The following is a 22,489-nucleotide window of genomic DNA, read 5'->3' on the forward strand; positions in this document are numbered from 1 at the left end:
GAACTTCTCACAGTACCCCCATACTGACCTGATGCATCTAACATAACACTATTTTTTGGATTTTTTTCATCAATAGCCATTATGAAAGCATGTTGCCCAAAAAGATCAATACCAGTTTTTGCAATAGTAATTCCAACAATTATCTTCTTTCCATCCGGATCCACATACTTCACAGGATTATTCCCCGCGTAGTGGTATACATGTAAGTTTACCGTATTGTAAACCCCGCCCAGTCCCGGTAAGTTCTCATTATGTTTTTTAGCTTCGTCATTTACCGGTGCTTGCGGAATGTACTCACCTAATGCCGGGTCTCCCGATAACCATCTACTGTATTTCGGGTCAAGGTATCTAGCTCCATAATAATACAGTCCCGTCTCCTCGTCAAGCTCTTTTCCCGTAAACCTAAAGGGCAGTTTATCCAGCCCTGCGGCAACTTCCTCTATCCATAGTTCTCCGTAGGGTGTATACTCTATATGTTCATACTGCCTACCTTTCCAGTCTGTTACGAACTGTGCACTGCCGAGGTGATCTGAATGATAGTAGTACCGTTTTGCTTTTTGTTCTTCGTTGTCTCCGTGGTTATTCGTATGCGTCATTTCTTTTGAAAATATACACGCCGTCTGCGGCGTCGCTTCAAAAAAATTAATCCTCAACGTACATAAAGTACGCCTGCGGTTAATTTTTTCTCGTTCCTTGCATCCAACATGTCTATTTCCAAAAGGCATGTCAGTGGGGCTGTTTAGTAATAGTTTTGTTTTGGCGGACTGCTCAATTTTGTTTTTTAGCATTACGAAGAAAACAAAATTGAACACCGCTCTTTTCAGGGCTACGCTATCGCTTCGGTATCTTTCCGCAGAAATTACTGCGGAAAGATGTACAGCAAAAGCAATTTTTATAAATTGCTTTTGTTCCCTTTCAATCGCTGTCCGGGGGAGATAGTTAAGCTGTGAATACAAATGATGATTTGTTTTCATAATTTTATCTATTTTCCTCAACAGTTTTATCAATTACTTGTTACTCTTTCCTCCAAATTTTTTATTTTCTCACATAATATCATATTTCAACTATTTATACAATTTATTTTACAAGATCATATAAACTGCTATAACCCGTGTAATTTTTCCATATTGAAATATCTGATAGAATCTAAATTTATTTTAATATCCTATAAATACTAAGTAAATCCGTATGTTCAACATCATTTCCTTCTTCATATATTTGCTTATGAAAGTTTAAAAATTGAGAAGCCTCATAATATGTCGGAAAAAGAAAAAAATTATTAAGATTCTCTTTGTATTTATAAAAAAAATCATATGAGGAAAAAATTATCTCATTGTATATTGAAGAAAAGGAATAATAATCAATATCAAGAATTCCTACATCAAATCCATAACATTTATTATTTATATTATGGTTTTGATCTACACAAATACAGTTAGAGTAAATACTTTCTCTATCCACTACAATCCCCTCAATACCTTTATAGGCTTGAAAAAAAACATCTAAATTAATATGTTTTATTTTTGCAATATTTAATAACTGTTTAGAGTAACCATTTACTATTTCATCACGTTCAATAATTATCTTGCAACTCATATTCACCAATTACTCACTAATTACAGAAATAGTTGCATTATCTTTTTTAGAAATATTTTATTATCAATGTGTAAGCCTTTCATTATACTACAATTGTCTCCTTAATGCATTTTCTGTTATTGGATCATTAGAAAATTCCCCAACACCTACCATCAAATGTTTTTTTCCATCCGGATCCACATAGTTAAAGGGAAGAAAAGACACTTTTGTCAGATAAAAGTTTCTTTACTTCGAAACGTTGTTGGTTGTTCCCCTTCCCTATGCCCCTCCTGTCTTCAAAACTGCTGTTTAAAAGGACGGAGCAAGCACCTTGCCCTTAAGAATCCCAAAGCTTTCTTATAGTTTTTATTATTGCATAAAATATAAAAAAAAACAAGTGTCGGGCACCATAGCCAAACTGTTTATTCTAACAACACACACAAATCAAGTTTCATCAAATATATGATCGTATTTTTTATACCAAAAATAAGGCAATACATGGCGCCCCATTACATATAAAAATAATAACCCCGTTAAAACCCATAATACTAATAAAATACTAACTACCATGTTAGTATAGTACCACCGTAAAACTGATACCTGAACATCTTCCATATTCTCTTTAGTAGTTAAATAATAATTACCATTTATAATATCTGCTGTATCAAAAATTAATTTTTCACTGGCATAGTACTCATCTGTTCTAGCAAGAATTACAAATACTATAGTCAATATTACAATGCATATTCCAATTTTTTTCATAATTTTACTCATTCAAAACCTCATAAAATCATTCTTATTTATTAATTCATATACTTTTTTCATAGACAAGTTATAATAAGCAATTACAATATCTCCATTATCAAGAAACTTAGTTTCTTTCAAATCAAAAAGTAAATATTTAATTGCAGTGTTATCATAATTACGATTTATATAAAATATCTTTTTTCCTTTGAATATATCCAACACATAAACATCCTCTTCTCCTACAAGTGTATAGCTTCCGGTAATATCTACTGCCATCACAAAATTAACCTGATTAAATATTATTCCGTCATTCACTGACACAAAAATAGAATAAACGCCCGGATTACCTGTATGAATTTTAATTTCGAAAATCTTATTCTTAAACCATCTAATAGCATCTTTTCTCAGTTTATAACGCAATTCAAGTGAAAAAATCATAAGTTCATTTTGAGTTTTCTTATTCCATATAAATCCTTTAGTTACACCGCCATGCTCTGTAAATTTAAAATATGAACTTCCATCATCAGAATAATATTTTGTATCAGGAAGAAGTTCTTGAGATGATAGTTTTACCCAAAAAAGAAAGATCAATATAGTAACAAAATATTTTTTCATAGTCAAACCCTTAATAATCTATTTATTTAGACAAAATTAACAAAATTATATAAAACGAAATAAATACAAAGTTTTAGTTTCATAATTTACTATTTTAATAACCTAATTATTAATATTTCTTTTGAAATTTATACATTTCTGAACTCAACACCCATGTTACATTTTTTACAACAGGTATATTTGTTTCGATGAAAAGCTCTTTTAGATCTTTATATGGTCCATAACTTTTCCTTTCCTTAGAATCAACTAAATAATAATCTTTTTCTACAGTCTTTCCCTCCTTATAATCAGCTATATCATCAGGGAAAATATGACGCGCAATAATATATCTGTCATCATGCCATACAGCTGTAACATAAGGCGGAACACCTATCAATTTATCGTCTAAATATGTTTTCAAGGTTAAACCGTCTTCTGTAAAGCCTATATGTATATCATCGCCATTAATATGCCATACCTCATACCCATTAACCAATACAACTGTAATTGTACAATCTTTTTTGTCTATTTTAACAAACACCGTAATTCTATGATAATCTTAAAGCCTCCTCAGAAATAAAATATAAGTTAATCAACTGTCATTCATAATACTCAATATCGCGGAAAATAGTAAATAAACAATTCCCATCGTAATTATAATAAATATCAGCTTCAAGCCAGTTTCCAAAACTATCATATTTTTTATAAATAGTTTTTATTACATATTTTCCATCATCATATTTACTTTCAATTAATTCACCATTTTTATATTTTGCATCAAAAAATTTTTTATTTACTTTATTATTTGAAGTTTGCACAGCCTCAAGTATTTGTCCATCCTCATTATACAAAAACTTCCATACACCATTCTCATCTTTTATTTCTTCAAGCCGATTATTTATTAAAAGAACTTTCTGATTATTATAAAAAAAATAATCTTCAGTTTTTCCTTCTTTTATTGTAGAAATTAAATCTTTTTTTCCGTCAGAGTGAACATAATAAGATTTACATTCTAATACATCGTTTGTTTTATTTATGGGAGTATACTTCTTTGAACCTTCCTGCGTTATAATGCAGTTTTCAGCCTTTTGATCATACTCAGCGCTGTAAGGAATTAAATCAATTTCAGGAATATACCTGCTATATGAAGCAGTACATCTATGATATGAGTCATACTCATATAGAGTTTCCATTTGCCCGCCTTCACCGTAAAGGATAGGTTCTATACTTGATACAAGGCATCCGTTTTCATTATACTTGCAGCCTGCAACAAGCAGCTTTTTTCCTGCATTATCTTTTGTATAAGACTGACCGCCCATCTCTCCTCCTTCAGCATAACTTTGAAGCAATTTATCCATTCCGTATTCGGTATATGCTTTCCATATAATCAAGGTTTTATACTTTACCCCATGTTTAGTATAACTGTATGATGAAGGGAGAAAATTACTGTTACGCCCCTTAGGTATAAAAGAATTCCAATCAAGCAAAAAGCTTCTTTCATAAAATTTGTCTTTATCAAAACCGGCAGTCTGTTTTGAAATTTCTTTTTCAGTATTAGTTGTAATTACTTCAGTTTTTTTAGAAACTTTACCTGAAAGTTTTTCTTCATCGCTTTTTTTGCATGAAAAAAGCAAAGCAAAAACCATTAATAAAATATAATAGGTTTTTTCATAATCAATCCTCACTCCGACTAATCATAAGATATAGCTATTCTATCAAAAATTAATGAGATAGTACAGCCTTTTACTTTTTTTCTAAAAAACGCCTTCATTTTATTAATACTATGCGCTTTCTTAAATAAAATATCTAAACTTATTTATAATTTTATAAAAATAGATTCTAAAAGTAATTTTAAAAAAAACACAATTACATAATATGAAATTATATTTGTTATTAGTAAAAAAACAAGGGCTATATGTAATATTTTTTTATCAGTACCAACAATTTTAACGGATAAAAATATCAACATTAATAATAAAGTATGGTAACCGTGTATAAGCCAATATAGTTTGTCACCTAAAAATAACTGAAAAGCAACATATCCTCCTAAAAAATCAAAAAAAATATTATTTGTATTCATTGAACCACTGACAGCATAATCGATACCCAATAATATAAAATATACAAATCATCCTAAAATGATTAATTCAGTAATAAAAAATATTTTTTTTCATTCTATCTCCATTTTTTTAAAAAATTTAACAAAAAACAATTTTTCTTTTTTTTAAATATGAAAATGTTTTTCCAGCATTTAAAGGTGCTTTTATTTTTTTTATCAACAGCAGTAAATACTAATATATCCTTTTTAGAAAAATCAATTGAATATTTTACTACTTCTGTAACTTTTACTTCTCCAAGATCGGTATTATCGGTATATAGTCATTTAGTTCAGGCATCTCCTGCGTCGCACGGCAAAAAAGTTTCCTCGACGTATACCCGATACGCCTGCGGTTAATTTTTTCTCTCTCCTTGCATCCATCATGTCTATTTTCAAAAGCCATTGTTTTTCCGCTTCCTACCGTAAGCGGAAAAACCTCCAATAAGTTGTTTTTTAAACAGCTTTGAGCGGCAGACTGCTCAATTTTGTTTTTTAGCATTATGAAGAAAACAAAATTGAGCACCGGGCTTTTCAGGGCTCCGCTATCGCTTCGGTATCTTTCCGCAGAAATTGCTGCGGAAAGATGTACAGCGAAAGCAATTTTTATAAATTGCTTTCGCTCCCTTACAATCACTGTCCGAGAAGTGAAGTTGATGGGTAATTTCCGATTGCAATTGAATTTCATAATTCTAAAACCCACCTTTTTTCTTTTTCCTCTATCTTCTTCAATCAAAAGCCCAGAAATAAATCCTAAAATTATCATACAAACATATGTTATTAATTTAGTTCCTAAAGAAACAATTAAATAACATGCTATGAATCTCAAAATAAATTCAGAAATTTCTTTAATTTTATATATTCGCTCTCTGAAATCTGTATCAGGATCATATATATACAAGTATTTTTTATTAAATGGACGTATTAACCATCTACCTAAAAAAAGAAAAATAAAAATCAATACACTACAATTTATTAGAACTAACAATATTTCCATAAATACCTCTTGTTTCATTGTAAAAGCAATTAATATGGATGAAATTAAAGTATAACCTATATCTATTCCTACATTCATGTCATTAGCCAATTTTGTACCGGCTTCAGTATCCTTAATCAAAAAAGAAGAATTGATGGAATACTGTTCAAAAATCTTTCCATTATCCATATAACTTATATAATTTATAGTAGTAGTATACTTATATGCATCAGTTTCTGCATTAGTTACAGTTATTTGAATAAAGGGTTCATCAATAGTGCCTTTACCAGACTGCTTAGTTTCTCTACCATCCGGATCAGTATACTTAACAGGATTATTCCCCGCATAATGATACACGTGCAAGTTTACAACATTAAACACACCACCCATACCGGGTAAATTCTCATTATGCTTTTTCGCTTCATCATCTATCGGAGCTTTTGGTATATACTCATTAAGTGCCGGATCTCCTGATAACCACCTACTGTATTTAGGATCTAAATACCTCGCTCCGTAATAATACAGTCCCGTCTCTTCATCCAGTTCTTTCCCCGTAAACCTAAACGGTAACTTATCGATTCCGGGAGCAGTCTCTTCAATCCATAACTCTCCGTATGGTGTATACTCTATATGTTCGTACTGTTCACCCTTAGCATTTGTTATAAACTGCGCACTCTGTAGATGGTCTGCATGGTAGTAGTAACGCTTTTCTGTCTGCTCGGTTGTGTCGCCGTGGTTGTCGGTGTGCGTCATTGCAGTTACTAAACGAGAGTTGCCTACGAATATATGTTTACTTACTCTAAGCCCATGTTCGTGATTAGGTTCATGGGCAACTTGATGTACCGAATAAAAGTTATTGAAATAAAGAGTTTCGCTATTACTCTGTTGAGTAAATTTTAAGGCTCTCTGTCCGTCATCTCCGTAGCGGTATATTACTGTGTTTAACTTATCGTCTGATTTTATCAATAGGTTGCGTTCATTCCATGTATAATCTCTTCTGTAGCCTCCTGTAGGTGTAGTACTTGTTGTGCCTCCACTTTCTAGGTTTGCAGGGTCATCTTCAGGGGGTTCTAAGTCAAAGCCGTAATCTACGCCGTATACGTCATGTTCTGCAAAGTAGGAGTAGGTAAATGTAAACTCTTCCTTTTCTGTAAAGGGGCCGTCTTTTTCTGCAGTGATGTTGCCGTTGGCGTCGTATCGGTAATATCTATTGCCCGCTCTTATTAAGCGGTGTGCATATTTACTGTCATACTCATAATCCAGTTCATAGTTTAGTTTTGTGTCATCCGTAGTTCCTATTGAGCCGCCTTGAATGTTCGTAGTACTATCTTTATTCGTCATATTCCCTATTATGTCGAAGGCAAAGGTTTGTCTGTATTTATTTGTGTGTAAGGGATTTGAAGGATGCGGGTTATCGGGGTTAGGGTTTATTCCTCCGTATTGTTTGTGCGTTCCTTCGGCTTTTATAAGTTGGTACAAATTGTCATAACTGTAGCTTTGACTTGTTTCATATTTGCTTGAAGTATTTATATACCCTCCTACATTACCTACTGCATCAAAGTTATAGTTTATTTTTTGGAATACCAAATTCTTATCTTTGTTTTCTGTCTTTATGTCTTTTAGCCAACGCCGTGCAGGGTCATATTTGTATCTTGTTTCTACTCCGTTTCCGTATTTGATGTAGACTCTCTGACCGTGTTCATCATACAAGATATTGTCTACATACCTATAGGTTTCTATTCCTTTTTTACCTATAACTCCTTTTAATTGTCCTCCCTTGTCGTAACTGTAGCTTAACACTTCTCCGTCGGGGTAGCTTATGCTTTGCATTCGGCCTAAGTAATCGGCTTCGTAGTTAAACACGGCGGTTACGGGCTTTTGAAATTCTCTTCCCCTCTTTATTGTCCGTGTTTCTACCTTTACTTCGTTTAGTAGGCCGTATTCGTATTTTGTCTCTCCCGTTTCATCTTTTTTGCGGATTACCTCTCCCGCTCCTTTTTGTCCCGGTACCCCGTACTCATATTCTACATCTTCACTAAAAGGATAGTCTATTTTTATGATTCTGTCCAGTCCGTCGTATTCATATTTTATTGACGCTAATTTTGATCTTAATACGGAGTCGTTTTCATACTCCAAGCGGCCTTTATCGTCATAGTTCCATTCTTTTCTTCCCATATCAAGGCTTTCTAAACTTATGCGCCGTCCAAGCATGTCATAGTTTACTGCCAATAAGTTGTCTTTAGCGTCGTAGGCTTTTAACATTTCTCCTAATACCGAATATTCGTATCGGGCTTTGGTTAGTAAGGTATTGTTTTTATCCCATCTTTCTACTTCTTTTATGTTTCCTCTTATATCTTTTTTACTGATGTTTATGTTTTCCAATGGGTCGGTTGTTTTTGTTATTTGAAGCGAAGCGTCTATCGAGTATTCCGTTTTTTGACTGTTTCCGTCGGGAAGGGTTGTTTTTATTACGCGGCCTAGTCCGTCATATTCATAATTTGTAGGATGTTTTAATTCGTTTAATTTTTCATATAAAAGGATTTGACTTGAGCTTCCGCTTAATTCATTTTGTATATCTCCTCCATAGAACACAGGCTGTCCTTCTCCTTTTTTTCTTCCGTCTTCATCATAATAAACCGCTCCCGAAACATTCCAGCCTGTTTGAGTAGAATCTATGGTTCCTTCAATGTATACTTCTCCTTCTTTGGCTGTGTAGTTTATTCTTCCCAGACCATCGTGGATTACTACCGTCTTCATTACTGCTTTATCTTCTTTTCTTGTGCTTATTTTGTTTTCGGTTACGGTGTACCAGTATCTTTCTTCAGGTGTAAAGTATGTATATTTTGCGTAAGGGGTTTTGTCTGTGTCGTAGGGACTTCTCACCTCTGTTACTCTTCCAAAGCCGTCATATTTATAAGTCATTGTATTGTTTGCACTGTCCGTTTCCTTTAACTTTACGCCTAAGACGCTGTCCCATTCTATTTCGCTTGTGTAAGTTTGATCTCCTTTTGCGCTTACTTCTTTTATTTCAATCGGGTATATGCCGTCTAAGTATTTGTACTCAATTCTTTTTCCGGTTGGAGCTGTTACTGCTTTTATACTTCCTTCATCCGTCCATTCTATACGGTTTATAAGGTAAGCGGACTGTGATGTGTATTGTTTTAGTTCGGTTAAGGCTCCCGTCTTACTGTCATAGCTTCCTTCTCTTTTGCGTAGGAGTTTATTGTTTGTATCTTTTACTTCTATTTTTTCAGGGTGTGCCTTAAAGTAGGCTTCTTCACTCGCCTCCTTCCAGTAAGTTATTTCTGCCGTTATGTCGTCTTTTGTGTTTGTTACGTCTCCTTCATCATAGAGCTTTGTAACGTTGCCGTATTTATCGTATACATAGCGTTTAGACGTTTTTAGGTAACTATAGGGGCTATCTTTTTCTCTTTGAATTACTTCTTCTTTTATTATTCTCGCATGGGGAGATGTGTCTACTTCTATTTCTTTTTCGTTATAGGTAAATCCTCCGTATACGGTTTTGCTTTTTTTTACCATGCCTTTTCTATAATACTTATCGTTATAGTATTCGGTTTCTTGTACGGTTCCGCCCTCGCTTCTTTTTGTTACCTTGGCAAAGCCGTAGAATTCCTTTGTTTCTCTATCATAGTAGCCGTCTTCGTAGGTGTAATAGGTTGTATACTCTTGTTCTTTTGAAAATATGCGGGCATCTCCTGCGTCGCACGGCAAAAAAGTTTCCTCGACGTATACCCGATACGCCTGCGGTACTTTTTTGCCTAACTCCTTGTATCTGCTCCACCTATTTTCAAAAGTCCTGTCAGTGGGGTTTTTTAGTAAATTTAAAAGTTTAGTCCCCGATGTTTTGCCGAATGGCAAAACTCGAAGCTCAAAGAGGCGTAAGCAGCTTTGACAGGCGGACTGCTCAATTTTGTTTTTTAGCATTACGAAGAAAACAAAATTGAGCACCGCGCTTTTCGCTCCAATCTTTTTGCTGTATTTGTCTTCACAGGCAAGGCTCTTTCCTCCGGTCAGAGCTTGCTTTTCGATTACACAAACCGCAAAAAGGATTTCCGCTTCAATCGCTGTCCGAGAAGTTAAACTATCTTGTTGTTTTAATAAATTCCTATTTTTCATTTTTTCCATTTCTTTACTGGTTACCTTAAAGTTTTTTTTACCACCCACCATATGAATATAAATTAACAAAATACATACCAAAAATACAAATACAATCAAAAAAAGAAGGTAAATTTTCCATTTCATCTCTCATTCTTGTTTTTTAAATCTTAAAATATCCATAACAAAATCATTAGCAATAGCTCGGGGTTATACCACATTGTCTAAAAAAGTTTTATTTCTACATATATACACCGTTTCTTTTTCCTTTATTTTATTATATACCAATAATTTATTATCTTTGAGCCTTATTACATAAAATTTATTTTCTATATTTTATTTGCACAAATTCATTGTTTATCTATCCAACCTTCTGCACATAATTAGACAATAAGTATAAATCATTTACAAAAAACATATTAACCTCAATTATTTTTTTTACTATTATAAACTACTTCACAGTCATTTGCAAGCTTTAAAAACATACCTTTTTGATATTCATCCTTCGTCTGTTCAGACAGACTTCGATAAATTTTTGCTTTTACTTGATAAAAATCATAATAATCAGGAAATAAATTTATACCTTCTTCTAAACAATCAATGGCCTCATTCAATTCATTTTTTGAGTATAAAGCGACGGCTTTATTATAAAATACTACTTCATTACTGCCGCCTAAATTTATAGCCATATCCAAATCTTTTATCGAATTATCATAATTTTTCAATATAAAATAAATACTACCTCTCCATGTATAAGCCTCAGCATCAGTATTATTAATCTTAATATATTTATTAAAAGCATTTATTGCATTATCATATTCTTTTAAAGCATAACAAGAAAGGCCTATATGAAAATAAATATCGTTGGAACGATATTTTAACTTCAAGGCTTTATAATAATCGGATAATGCACTATTATAATCTTTTATCGTTTCATAAAACAAACCTCGTGAAAAATAAGCATCGGAATCCCTCGGGTTTAATTTTAATGCTTGTGTATAATTTAAAATAGCATTGTCATAATCTTTCAGACGATAAAATATCTCTCCTCTATTTTTAAAATGCAAAGAATCCTTCGGGTCTAATTTTATTGCACTATTAATATCACAAAGTGCTTTCTCGAAATCACCAAATTCTAAATAACAAGACGATCTATTGTTATAAGCTCTAGGATCATTGGGAATTAATTCTATCACTCTAGAAAAATCTACAATAGCTTCATTATATTTCATCATTGCATAAAAAATAAGACCTCGCAGTAAAATAGATTCTTCATAATTAGGATTTATTTTTAATGATCTGTTTATATCATGTATTGCTAAATCATAATAGCCGGATAAGCTGTAATAATAACCTCGCTCATAATAGAGTTTATAATTATTGGGGTCTTTCTCAATTTGTCTTTCATATTTACTAAGATTCATTTGATATATAATAAAACTATCTTTCTCCGTTATTTCACTATTTGGAATAGAATTACAAGAAATAAACTCATACAAAACAATTGGCACTAAAATAACAAAAATTATTTTTTTCATTGCATATTCTCCTTATCATTATTTTCAAATATTTTAAATTCAGGTATGTTCATCTCAGTTTCTTTTATATCCGGTGTTTTTACACCGATTCTTTTCTTTTCCCAATCAATAAAAAATTTTAATTTATTATTAATTGGAATTTTCAACACTTTATATTTTTCATAAATAAATTTTACAAATTTAATAAATGCTTTTCCATAATCAATAGGATGCATCCATGATGCTTTAAAAGACATCCACATTCCTTGAAATATTCCTTCATCTTGCAAACCTTCTAACTTTGCAAAAATTGAAACAAGTAAATCATCAATAAAAAACCATTTTCCATCCGGATCGGTATACTTAATCGGATTATTCCCCGCGTAGTGGTATACATGCAAGTTTACAACATTAAATACTCCACCCAGTCCCGGCAGGTTCTCGTTGTGTTTCTTCGCTTCGTCATTTACAGGAGCTTTAGGTATGTAATCATTTAATGCCGGGTCTCCTGACAACCACCTCGAATATTTCGGGTCAAGGTACCTCGCTCCATAGTAATATAAACTCGTTTCCTCTTCAAGCTTCTTGCCTGCAAATTTAATATCAATCTTTTTCATACACAAAAACTTCAGAATTGCTAATATGATATTTATTTAAAATTAACTTGGGCATTTTATAATAAACTCCTTCTTCACCTTTCTTATAAAATACAGCTTCACTATTCTGCATAATATATGTATCTTTAACACGTTTAGAATCTTTGTAATAAACGTCTATCACCATTCCCTCTTCCCAATACAATTCAATACCTTTATAATATTTAATCTTTACTTTATTATTTCTTACTTTTATCCGTTTAGCTGAATATAATAAGGTCATAAAGCGTGCAAGCTGAGCACTGTTTTCGGGTAATTCTATCTTTATAGGATTACTATTCCGAATATCTTCTTCTGTAATCAAATCATGGTACGGAGAACTTCTGCCAAAAAAACATTCTTCTCCCCAAAACCAATTGCTGTCTACAATATAAATATTGACCCACCCGACTTCATCAATTTGATTTTTATATTTTATATATTCCAATTCATAGGATTTGCATGAAACCAATGTAAAAATTACCGTAATAATCAAAGTCAAAAATAATTTTTTTTTCATATCATTTACCTTATTGATTATTTTTAAATTTTGGTAATGCAGGATTCTCTTTAAAACTCTTAGGGAATAAACGAGCAGAAATGTAGTCATTTCGTATAGGTTCACCTAGCTGTATAGCTGCTCGATTTGTCATTTGGACGGCATTATATTCTTCTGCATTATGCCATTTATAACCAACACTCTTATCTTTACTACGTTCTTGCAATTTATATTCAACTAAATGTCCATATGCATGGCAGATCTCATGAAATAACGCCGTATCAGGACTTCCATAAGAACCAGTCCCATCATTTATAAAATATACTAAATCGGGATCATAAAATATATTTATATTTTTAGAAGCAAAGAATCTAGGTATACTATATCTTGTAACACGAGATTTTTTTATTGTTGCAATATTTTTTGCTTGCGAAACACTTTTTATAATATCTTTTGCATACGAACTTTCTTTCAAATAAATAAAGTTATCTTTCACGGAATTTATAAATTCATCTTCTGTTCCGTATTCACGTGTATGTTTATTGTAAAAATCATTCTTTTCATCATCCCATATATAAGTATTTCCATCTTCACCTATAGCTCTGATTTCCATTCCATCTGGATCAGTATAAGTAATAGGGTTATTGCCTCCATAGTGATACACACTTAAGTTGGCTGTGTTGTAAATTCCACCAGAAGCACCATAGTAATCTTTTGAAACGTACTCTCCTAACGCAGGATCCCCGCTCAGCCACCTCGAATATTTCGGATCCAAGTATCTAGCTCCATAATAATACAATCCTGTTTCCTCATCCAGCTCTTTCCCCGTAAACCTAAACGGTAACTTATCGATTCCGGGAGCAGTCTCTTCTATCCAGAGTTCCCCATAGGGCGTATATTCTATGTGTTCATACTGTTCTCCTCTGACATTTGTTATAAACTGTGCGCTTTGTAGGTGATCTGCATGATAATAATATCTTTTTTCTGTCTGCTCGGTTGTGTCACCGTTATTATCAGCATGTGTCATAGCAGTTACTAATCTTGAGTTTCCGACAAAGATGTGTTTGCTTACTTTTAGCCCGTGTTCGTGTTCTTTTGAAAATATGCGGGCATCTCCTGCGTCGCACGGCAAAAAAGTGTCCTCGACGTATACCCGATACGCCTGCGGTACTTTTTTGCCTAACTCCTTGTATCTGCTCCACCTATTTTCAAAAGTCCTTTCAGTGGAGCGGTTTAGTAATAAGTTGTTTTTTAAGCAGCTTTGAGCGGCGGACTGCTCAATTTTGTTTTTTAGCATTACGAAGAAAACAAAATTGAGCACCGCGCTTTTCGCTCCAATCTTTTTGCTGTATTTGTCTTCACAGGCAAGGCTCTTTCCTCCGGTCAGAGCTTGCTTTTCGATTACACAAACCGCAAAAAGGATTTCCGCTTCAATCGCTGTCCGAGAGAGATAGTTAGGTTGTGAAAAAAAGCAAGGGGTTGTTTTCATAGTTTTTTTTGTTATTTCTACTAGAATATTTACAAGCCTTCAGAATTATTTTTAAAATTTAGTAAATTTAATGCCACATATTTCAAACATATTTTCTTCAAATGTTTTTTCATTTTTTTCCTCCTTATATAGAAGCTTATCTTTTTGTGGAACAAATTGATTAAAATAATAATATAATTGATTAGCCCACATATGACTCTCTGCATTTGCAGTATCCCCATAAACAACATTAGCATGCTCTTTATTGCGTATATGTAAATAAAATGGCTGATGTATACCTTGTATATCAGAATATTTTTTATAGTTATTATTAAATATTAACCTTGCATTGATTTGCTTACTAATGATATGAAATTCATCTGCGGTCAATTTACCCACTAAGTTATGTTGAGACTTTGAATTAAAAAACACAATACATTTTTCATAGTTTTTTGAAGCAAGAAAAATAATATGCCAATAAAATTTATTATCACCATTATTACTTATTCTTGCAGGAACAGCTATTTCATAAAATTCCCATATATCATCACCATTAAAATATGATTTTAAAAATACAGTTGCCTTATCATTGTTTATAATTAAAGAAGGAAATTCAAATCCGTATAATAATTCAAAATATAACATAATAATAATAATTAATGAATATTTTTTTTTCATCGCATCATTCTCCACATTTCCATTTTCCTTTTAGTAGCAACTTCTGATCTTATAGGAATGGTTTCACCACTATAGTTTGACCGATAATTATATCCAAAATACAAATATACCTGATTCTCAATATTAACAGCATTTGCTTCTTTTCTAGGATTATAATAAAATGATCCATCTTTTGATTTTGTTCTATCTAAATTCATTGCATAATTTCCCATCATATTATCATAGGCACGAGCTAATTCATGAGCAATAATCCCAACTGGATATAAGTGTATACCTGAATCAATATATTCAATATCAGGAGAAAAATAAATATCGGAATCAACTGGTATTCCTAATTTCTTCTCCTTCTCCCCAGCTTGAGATCCACACATCGGATCAGGGAAATGTACATTATTAGGCAAGATTTTTACGGTTATATCCTTATTTCTTTTTATAGCATCAAGCATATTTTTAAATTCTGCAGAAGCTGCAGAAGCTAAATCAAGTAATTTTTCAATTTTTTTTACGTAATTAGGGTCATCAGATGACGAACCATCAATTATTAATATTCTTCCATCCGGATCTACATACTTCACCGGATTATTCCCCGCGTAGTGGTAAACGTGCAAGTTTACAACGTTAAACACGCCTCCCATACCGGGTAAATTCTCATTATGCTTTTTCGCTTCATCATCTATCGGGGCTTTAGGGATATAATCATTCAATGCCGGATCGCCTGACAACCATCTACTGTATTTCGGGTCTAAGTACCTCGATCCATAGTAGTACAGTCCAGTCTCTTCATCAAGTTCCTTGCCGGTAAATCTAAACGGTAACTTATCGATTCCGGGAGCAGTCTCTTCAATCCATAACTCTCCGTATGGTGTATACTCTATGTGTTCATACTGTTCGCCTCTGGCATTTGTTATAAACTGTGCGCTTTGTAGGTGATCTGCGTGATAATAATATCTTTTTTCTGTCTGCTCGGTTGTGTCTCCATTATTATCCGCATGTGTCATAGCAGTTACTAACCGCGAGTTTCCGACAAAGATGTGTTTGCTTACTCTAAGCCCGTGCTCGTGATTAGGTTCATGGGCAACTTGGTGTACCGAATAAAAGTTATTAAAATACAATGTCTCGCTATTACTCTGTTGAGTAAATTTTAAGGCTCTCTGTCCGTCATCTCCGTAGCGGTATATCACTGTGTTTAACTTATCGTCTGATTTTATCAAGAGATTTCTTTCGTTCCATGTGTAGTCTCGTCGATAGCCTCCTGTAGGTGTAGTACTTGTTGTGCCTCCGCTTTCTAGGTTTGCAGGGTCATCTTCGGGAGGTTCTAGGTCAAATCCGTAGTCTACGCCGTATACATCGTGTTCTGCAAAGTATGAGTAGGTAAATGTTATTTCTTCTTTGTCGCTGAACTTTCCATCTTTTTCTGCAGTGATGTTGCCGTTGGCGTCGTATCGGTAATATCTATTGCCCGCTCTTATTAAGCGGTGGGCGTATTTACTGTCATACTCATAATCCAGTTCGTAGTTTAGTTTTGTGTCATCCGTAGTTCCTATTGAGCCTCCGGAAAGGTTTGTAGTACTGCTCTTATTCGTCATGTTCCCTATTATGTCGAAGGCAAATGTTTGCCTGTATTTATTTGTGTGTAAGGGATTTGACGGATGCGGGTTATCGGGGTTAGGGTTTATTCCTCCGTATTGTTTGTGCGTGCCTTCGGCTTTTATAAGTTGGTACAAATTGTCATAACTGTAGCTTTGACTTGTTTCATACTTACTAGCCGTGTTTATATACCCTTCTACATTCCCTACGGCATCAAAGTTATAATTTATTTTTTGGAATACCAAATTCTTATCTTTGTTTTCTGTCTTTATGTCTTTTAACCAACGCCGTGCAGGGTCATAGTTGTATCTTGTTTCTACTCCGTTTCCGTATTTGATGTAGACTCTTTGCGCATGTTCGTCATTTTTTTGAAAATATGCGGGCAATTACTGCGTCGCACGGCAAAAAAGTGTCCTCGACGTATACCCGATACGCCTGCGGTACTTTTTTGCCTAACTCCTTGTACTTACCTCGCCTATTTTCAAAAGCCATTGTTTTTCCGCTTCCTACCATAAGCGGAAAAACCTCCGATAAGATGCTTTTATTTAATAATAACTTTCTTTTGGCGGACTGCTGACACTTGTGTATTATCATAATTATGTAAAAGTACATAAGTGTCAGCACCGCGCTTTCCGCTACAATCTTTTTGCTGCATTTGTCTTCACGGGCAAGGCTCTTCCCTCCGGTCAGAGCTTGCTTTTTGATTAAACAAACCGCAAAAAGGATTTTCGCTTCAATAGCTATCCGAAAGAGGAGATAGTTAAAATGTTTTAATAAATAGCTAATGTTCATTTTCTTCTATTTGTTTTAACAATTGCTGTGCTTCTTTACTTGCATTAAATACCGCTTTTTTTATCCAAAATAGCCCCCTTGTTTTACTATCTTTATCATCTTTTGCCAGAAGATATTTACCATATTCATATTGACACTTTTTATTGCCATTTTGTGCCCCTATCTGCAGCCAATACCAAGCACTTTCATCATTCTTATAGGTATAATATTGATATAAATAAAAAGGTGCATGTTTTCCACCATTCAAAGAAAACTCTTTAAACTCTTGCAATGTTTTATCGGAAATATGATAAGATAGTAAATCATCTCCTCTTTGCACATAGGTGACAGTTGTAGGATACATATCTTTAATTTTTTCTTCAGAAAATTTACATAATTCATAAAATTCAAGAAAGCCGAAAGAATTAAATTTCATAATAGCACAATAAATACTTAAATTGGACAATTCAATACTATCATTATAAACAGCAATATATATCTTCTTTTTTTCATTTCTAATTTGGAGAATTTTTATTTCTACTTTTATTTTAAATTCAACAGTTTTATCCCGTTCATAGTCAAAATGATAGTCTAAAAAGTCAGTCTTTAGTCTATCTATCATATGATATGTATTTTCAAATTCATTTATATCAACAATATCAATCTCTAAACAATAAATATTAATAAGATATAAAAATATTATGCTAAAACTAAATAATTGTTTTTTCACTTTATCACTTCCTTTTATCTCTAAGTTCCGATAAAATTATTTTAACTTGATTTTTAGCACTTATTTCTCTCGGACGATCTTTATAAGGTAATTTATTTTCCTCTCGAGCAATTTTATTCCATTTTTCTGAACCAACTTTTGTTATGTCAGATGCATGCACCACCTCTTCCGCTATAATATCTACTAAGGGTAAATCTTTATTATATACACGATCTAGATCTATATTAATATTAATAGCCATTACCATATCAGTAGTAGCTTGCATTTTTTTATTCACACGATTACCTTTATTATCAAGCGTTTCTATATCCGCTTCAAATATCACCGGAGAATCATTTGTAACAGTATTCCCAGCATATTTCCCTAAATCAGTAGTAATAGTTACTAAAATTTTTTGACCATTAGGTGCTTTTTCAGCCAGTAAATTGTCATAATGTTTTTTAAATGTAGGACTATCATTATATAATTTATCTATTATAGATTTAATTTCAGAATCGATTTCTGCCCACACACTTCTCCCATCCGGATCCACATACTTTACCGGATTATTCCCCGCATAATGATAAACGTGAAGATTTACGGCATTAAACACACCACCCATACCGGGTAAATTCTCGTTATGCTTTTTAGCTTCGTCATTTACCGGAGCTTGCGGAATGTACTCACCCAATGCCGGATCCCCGCTCAACCATCTACTGTATTTCGGATCCAAGTACCTCGCTCCATAGTAGTACAGTCCTGTTTCCTCATCCAGCTCTTTCCCGGTAAATCTAAACGGTAACTTATCGATTCCAGGAGCAGTCTCTTCAATCCATAACTCTCCGTATGGTGTATACTCTATATGTTCGTACTGTTCACCCTTAGCATTTGTTATAAACTGCGCACTTTGCAGATGGTCTGCGTGATAATAATATCTTTTTTCTGTCTGCTCGGTTGTGTCGCCGTGGTTGTCTGCGTGCGTCATAGCGGTTACTAACCGCGAGTTTCCGACAAAGATGTGTTTGCTTACTTTTAGCCCGTGTTCGTGATTAGGTTCATGGGCAACTTGGTGTACGGAGTAAAAGTTATTAAAGTATAAAGTTTCGCTATTTGATTGCTGTGTAAACTTTAATGCTCTCTGTCCGTCATCGCCGTAGCGGTATATTACTGTGTTTAGTTTGTCGTCTGATTTTATCAATAGGTTGCGTTCATTCCATGTATAATCTCTTCTGTAGCCTCCTGTAGGTGTAGTACTTGTTGTGCCTCCACTTTCTAGGTTTGCAGGGTCATCTTCAGGGGGTTCTAAGTCAAAGCCGTAATCTACGCCGTATACGTCATGTTCTGCAAAGTAGGAATAGGTAAATGTTATTTCTTCTTTGTCGCTGAACTTTCCATCTTTTTCTGCAGTGATGTTGCCGTTGGCGTCGTATCGGTAATATCTATTGCCCGCTCTTATTAAGCGGTGGGCGTATTTACTGTCATACTCATAATCCAGTTCATAGTTTAGTTTTGTGTCATCCGTAGTTCCTATTGAGCCTCCGGAAAGGTTTGTAGTACTGCTCTTATTCGTCATGTTCCCTATTATGTCGAAGGCAAATGTTTGCCTGTATTTATTTGTGTGTAAGGGATTTGACGGATGCGGGTTATCGGGGTTAGGGTTTATTCCTCCGTATTGTTTGTGCGTGCCTTCGGCTTTTATAAGTTGGTACAAATTGTCATAACTGTAGCTTTGACTTGTTTCATACTTACTAGCCGTGTTTATATACCCTTCTACATTCCCTACGGCATCAAAGTTATAATTTATTTTTTGGAATACCAAATTCTTATCTTTGTTTTCTGTCTTGATGTCTTTTAACCAACGCCGTGCAGGGTCATAGTTGTATCTTGTTTCTACTCCGTTTCCGTATTTGATGTAGACTCTCTGACCGTGTTCATCATACAAGATATTGTCTACATACCTATAGGTTTCTATTCCTTTTTTGCCTATAACTCCTTTTAATTGTCCTCCCTTGTCGTAACTGTAAGTCAGCACTTCTCCGTCAGGGTAGCTTATGCTTTGCATTCGGCCTAAGTAATCGGCTTCGTAGTTAAACACGGCAGTTACGGGCTTTTGAAATTCTCTGCCCCTCTTTATTGTCCGTGTTTCTACCTTTACTTCGTTTAGTAGGCCGTATTCGTATTTTGTCTCTCCCGTTTCATCTTTTTTGCGGATTACCTCTCCCGCTCCTTTTTCTCCCGGTACCCCGTACTCATATTCTACATCTTCACTAAAAGGATAGTCTATTTTTATGATTCTGTCCAGTCCGTCGTATTCATATTTTATTGACGCTAATTTTGATCTTAATACGGAGTCGTTTTCATACTCAAGTCTTCCTTTATCGTCATAGTTCCATTCTTTTCTTCCCATATCAAGGCTTTCTAAACTTATGCGCCTTCCGAGCATGTCATAGTTTACTGCCAAAAGGTTGTCCTTTGCGTCGTAGGCTCGCAGCATCTCGCCAAGAACAGAGTATTCGTATTTTGCCTTAGTAAGAAGAGTGTTGTTTTTATCACGTCTTTCTACTTCTTTTATGTTTCCTCTTATATCTTTTTTACTGATGTTTATGTTTTCTTTAGGGTCGGTTGTTTTTGTTATTTGAAGCGAAGCGTCTATCGAGTACTCATTACGCTGTATGTTTCCGTCGGGAAGGGTTGTTTTTATTACGCGGCCTAGTACGTCATATTCATAACTTGTAGGATGTTTTAATTCGTTTAATTTTTCATATAAAAGGATTTGGCTTGAGCTTCCGCTTAATTCATTTTGTATATCTCCTCCATAGAACACGGGCTGTCCTTCTCCTTTTTTTCTTCCGTCTTCATCATAATAAACCGCTCCCGAAACATTCCAGCCTGTTTGAGTAGAATCTATGGTTCCTTCAATGTACACTTCTCCTTCTTTTGCCGTGTAGTTTATGCGTCCTAAGCCGTCATGGATTACTTCTTTTGAAAATATGCGGGCATCTCCTGCGTCGCACGGCAAAAAAGTGTCCTCGACGTATACCCGATACGCCTGCGGTACTTTTTTGCCTAACTCCTTGTATCTGCTCCACCTATTTTCAAAAGTCCTGTCAGTAGGTTTTTTCAGTAATGAGTTTCTTTTGGCGGACTGCTCAATTTTGTTTTTTAGCATTACGAAGAAAACAAAATTGAGCACCGCTCTTTTCGCTCCAATCTTTTTGCTGTATTTGTCTTCACAGGCAAGGCTCTTTCCTCCGGTCAGAGCTTGCTTTTCGATTACACAAACCGCAAAAAGGATTTCCGCTTCAATCGCTGTCCGAGAGAGATAGTTTGAATGTTTTAATAAATAATTACTCTTCATTTTCATTATTATTATATACTACTTTTTTTATCCAAAAATTGCTACGAAGTTTATCAAATTCGTCTTCACTGTTTCCTAGTATTTTTGCATATCTCAACATACAATAATTATTTCCATTTTGCGCACCTATTCTATACCAATATGAAGCTTTTTCTTTTTCATTTATTTGTTCATAATATTTTCCAAGCGAATACGTTGCTGTTCCAGAACCACGCAATGCTCCGTCTTCATAAAAAAACACCTGTTCTTCTTTTAATTTTTCTATCGGATAATCACTATCATTTGCCATAGTAAACACTATTTGTTTTTTTCTACTACGCTCTACATTCCATAGTGCCAGTTCAAAACCCTTTGCCGCACTTGTATACAACCAAAACAGCCTTCGTTTTTGATTATCAAAATTATAACATTCCTTAATAGTATAGTAATTACATTGCGAACGGGGCGTTATATCATTTTCAATTAAAATTTCAAGCCAATAGTTCAGTTTTGATATTCTTAATTCATTATCGATATTCTGAATATAGACATAATGGTCAATTAAGATATCTACTGCACGAGGGTCTCCTTGTAATGCAAGTGTTTCTTTTTGAAATAGCTCCGCATCGTCTTTTATAACAAAACAACTGGAATTACGATCTATCTCTTCTACATACATGATATCATCATTATCAATATTCCCTATCTCTTCTGCTAAATATCTGAGAATATCATCATCAATATTTCCCAGTTTTTCTTTTAAATATCTGAAAATATCATCATCAGTAGGCTGAGAAAAAAGTAAACACATATTTAATAATAAAAAAAGAAATATATTTTTTTCATTACTATTTCCCTCCAATAAATTTATATTGTTCTCCAGGACCAACAGAAGCATATGGAATACTGTTTTTTTTATTACCGGATCTATTTGTTTGTATGAGAATACCGGATTTAAAATTGACAAATCCTATCGATGCAATAACAAGAGCTCCTTCTCCTAAAGCATCAGCAACTTTTTTTTGCAAAACAATCTTGAGAATACTATGACTAAGAATTAAACGATAGATCAGAGTTATAGTCCATTGTCTAAAAAATAGTTCCATATCCCATTTCAGTCTTTTCATATATTATCCCTCAATTTTTATCAATACATTTTTTAATGAATATAGCATTATCGGTAAT

Annotated in this window: 14 protein-coding genes and 4 pseudogenes; all 18 read right to left on the reverse strand. The window is 33.8% G+C overall.

What is annotated here, in order from left to right:
- Positions 1–137: 137 nt before the first annotated feature.
- Positions 138–596, reverse strand: a pseudogene (locus JO40_RS15385) (RHS repeat domain-containing protein); the annotation flags it as partial.
- 556 nt (positions 597–1,152) lie between these two features.
- The gene (locus JO40_RS11955) at positions 1,153–1,596 is read right to left on the reverse strand and encodes a hypothetical protein (protein ID WP_010697351.1); all 444 of its coding nucleotides are present in this window, start codon (positions 1,594–1,596) and stop codon (positions 1,153–1,155) included.
- Positions 1,597–2,019: 423 nt separating this feature from the next.
- The gene (locus JO40_RS11960; RefSeq protein ID WP_044979850.1) at positions 2,020–2,337 is read right to left on the reverse strand and encodes a hypothetical protein; all 318 of its coding nucleotides are present in this window, start codon (positions 2,335–2,337) and stop codon (positions 2,020–2,022) included.
- Positions 2,338–2,349: 12 nt separating this feature from the next.
- Positions 2,350–2,937, reverse strand: coding sequence for a hypothetical protein (locus tag JO40_RS11965; RefSeq protein WP_044979516.1), 588 nt, complete (start codon positions 2,935–2,937; stop codon positions 2,350–2,352).
- Between the two features lie 109 nt (positions 2,938–3,046).
- On the reverse strand, positions 3,047–3,457 hold the full coding sequence (locus JO40_RS14905; protein ID WP_245608895.1) for a DUF3997 domain-containing protein: 411 nt from the start codon (positions 3,455–3,457) through the stop codon (positions 3,047–3,049).
- 58 nt (positions 3,458–3,515) lie between these two features.
- Positions 3,516–4,562 (reverse strand): hypothetical protein, encoded by a 1,047-nt coding sequence (locus tag JO40_RS11975; RefSeq protein WP_044979852.1) that lies wholly within the window; start codon positions 4,560–4,562, stop codon positions 3,516–3,518.
- Between the two features lie 699 nt (positions 4,563–5,261).
- A complete protein-coding gene (locus tag JO40_RS14910; RefSeq protein WP_084224549.1) occupies positions 5,262–10,250 on the reverse strand; it encodes an RHS repeat-associated core domain-containing protein in 4,989 nt (1,662 codons plus the stop codon).
- A gap of 278 nt (positions 10,251–10,528) precedes the next feature.
- Positions 10,529–11,641, reverse strand: a complete 1,113-nt coding sequence (locus JO40_RS11990; RefSeq protein ID WP_044979517.1) for a tetratricopeptide repeat protein — start codon at positions 11,639–11,641, stop codon at positions 10,529–10,531.
- 320 nt (positions 11,642–11,961) lie between these two features.
- Positions 11,962–12,216, reverse strand: a pseudogene (locus tag JO40_RS15390) (RHS repeat-associated core domain-containing protein); the annotation flags it as partial.
- A 7-nt stretch (positions 12,217–12,223) separates the two neighbouring features.
- Positions 12,224–12,775, reverse strand: a complete 552-nt coding sequence (locus tag JO40_RS12000) for a hypothetical protein (protein ID WP_044979518.1) — start codon at positions 12,773–12,775, stop codon at positions 12,224–12,226.
- Between the two features lie 10 nt (positions 12,776–12,785).
- Complete coding sequence (locus JO40_RS15395) at positions 12,786–13,367, reverse strand: M91 family zinc metallopeptidase (protein ID WP_420864569.1); 582 nt, start codon at positions 13,365–13,367, stop codon at positions 12,786–12,788.
- Positions 13,359–14,243, reverse strand: a pseudogene (locus JO40_RS15400) (RHS repeat domain-containing protein); the annotation flags it as partial. The pseudogene JO40_RS15400 and the gene JO40_RS15395, both read right to left, overlap by 9 nt.
- 51 nt (positions 14,244–14,294) lie before the next feature.
- Positions 14,295–14,900, reverse strand: a complete 606-nt coding sequence (locus tag JO40_RS12010) for a hypothetical protein (RefSeq protein ID WP_044979519.1) — start codon at positions 14,898–14,900, stop codon at positions 14,295–14,297.
- A 539-nt stretch (positions 14,901–15,439) separates the two neighbouring features.
- Positions 15,440–17,279: pseudogene (locus tag JO40_RS13760) on the reverse strand (RHS repeat domain-containing protein); the annotation flags it as partial.
- Positions 17,269–17,988, reverse strand: a complete 720-nt coding sequence (locus JO40_RS12020; protein ID WP_044979511.1) for an SEL1-like repeat protein — start codon at positions 17,986–17,988, stop codon at positions 17,269–17,271. The gene JO40_RS12020 and the pseudogene JO40_RS13760, both read right to left, overlap by 11 nt.
- Before the next feature lie 4 nt (positions 17,989–17,992).
- The gene (locus JO40_RS12025; protein WP_420864562.1) at positions 17,993–21,331 is read right to left on the reverse strand and encodes an RHS repeat-associated core domain-containing protein; all 3,339 of its coding nucleotides are present in this window, start codon (positions 21,329–21,331) and stop codon (positions 17,993–17,995) included.
- On the reverse strand, positions 21,315–22,166 hold the full coding sequence (locus JO40_RS12030; protein ID WP_245608898.1) for an SEL1-like repeat protein: 852 nt from the start codon (positions 22,164–22,166) through the stop codon (positions 21,315–21,317). Before JO40_RS12030 ends, JO40_RS12025 begins: the two co-directional genes overlap by 17 nt.
- Positions 22,153–22,431, reverse strand: coding sequence for a hypothetical protein (locus tag JO40_RS12035; RefSeq protein WP_245608899.1), 279 nt, complete (start codon positions 22,429–22,431; stop codon positions 22,153–22,155). Before JO40_RS12035 ends, JO40_RS12030 begins: the two co-directional genes overlap by 14 nt.
- Between the last annotated feature and the right edge of the window lie 58 nt (positions 22,432–22,489).

Source organism: Treponema putidum (assembly GCF_000755145.1).
GTDB classification, from domain to species: domain Bacteria; phylum Spirochaetota; class Spirochaetia; order Treponematales; family Treponemataceae; genus Treponema_B; species Treponema_B putidum.

What these genes read in the sequence shown, in the direction of transcription:
- JO40_RS14910 (WP_084224549.1), bottom strand. Translation starts at nt 10,250, where the DNA reads ATGAAATGGAAAATTTACCTTCTTTTTTTGATTGTATTTGTATTTTTG.
- JO40_RS15395 (WP_420864569.1), bottom strand. Translation starts at nt 13,367, where the DNA reads ATGGAAATCAGAGCTATAGGTGAAGATGGAAATACTTATATATGGGAT.
- JO40_RS12000 (WP_044979518.1), bottom strand. Translation starts at nt 12,775, where the DNA reads ATGAAAAAAAAATTATTTTTGACTTTGATTATTACGGTAATTTTTACA.
- JO40_RS11965 (WP_044979516.1), bottom strand. Translation starts at nt 2,937, where the DNA reads ATGAAAAAATATTTTGTTACTATATTGATCTTTCTTTTTTGGGTAAAA.
- JO40_RS11990 (WP_044979517.1), bottom strand. Translation starts at nt 11,641, where the DNA reads ATGAAAAAAATAATTTTTGTTATTTTAGTGCCAATTGTTTTGTATGAG.
- JO40_RS12035 (WP_245608899.1), bottom strand. Translation starts at nt 22,431, where the DNA reads ATGAAAAGACTGAAATGGGATATGGAACTATTTTTTAGACAATGGACT.
- JO40_RS12010 (WP_044979519.1), bottom strand. Translation starts at nt 14,900, where the DNA reads ATGAAAAAAAAATATTCATTAATTATTATTATTATGTTATATTTTGAA.
- JO40_RS11955 (WP_010697351.1), bottom strand. Translation starts at nt 1,596, where the DNA reads ATGAGTTGCAAGATAATTATTGAACGTGATGAAATAGTAAATGGTTAC.
- JO40_RS11975 (WP_044979852.1), bottom strand. Translation starts at nt 4,562, where the DNA reads ATGGTTTTTGCTTTGCTTTTTTCATGCAAAAAAAGCGATGAAGAAAAA.
- JO40_RS12025 (WP_420864562.1), bottom strand. Translation starts at nt 21,331, where the DNA reads ATGAAAATGAAGAGTAATTATTTATTAAAACATTCAAACTATCTCTCT.
- JO40_RS11960 (WP_044979850.1), bottom strand. Translation starts at nt 2,337, where the DNA reads ATGAAAAAAATTGGAATATGCATTGTAATATTGACTATAGTATTTGTA.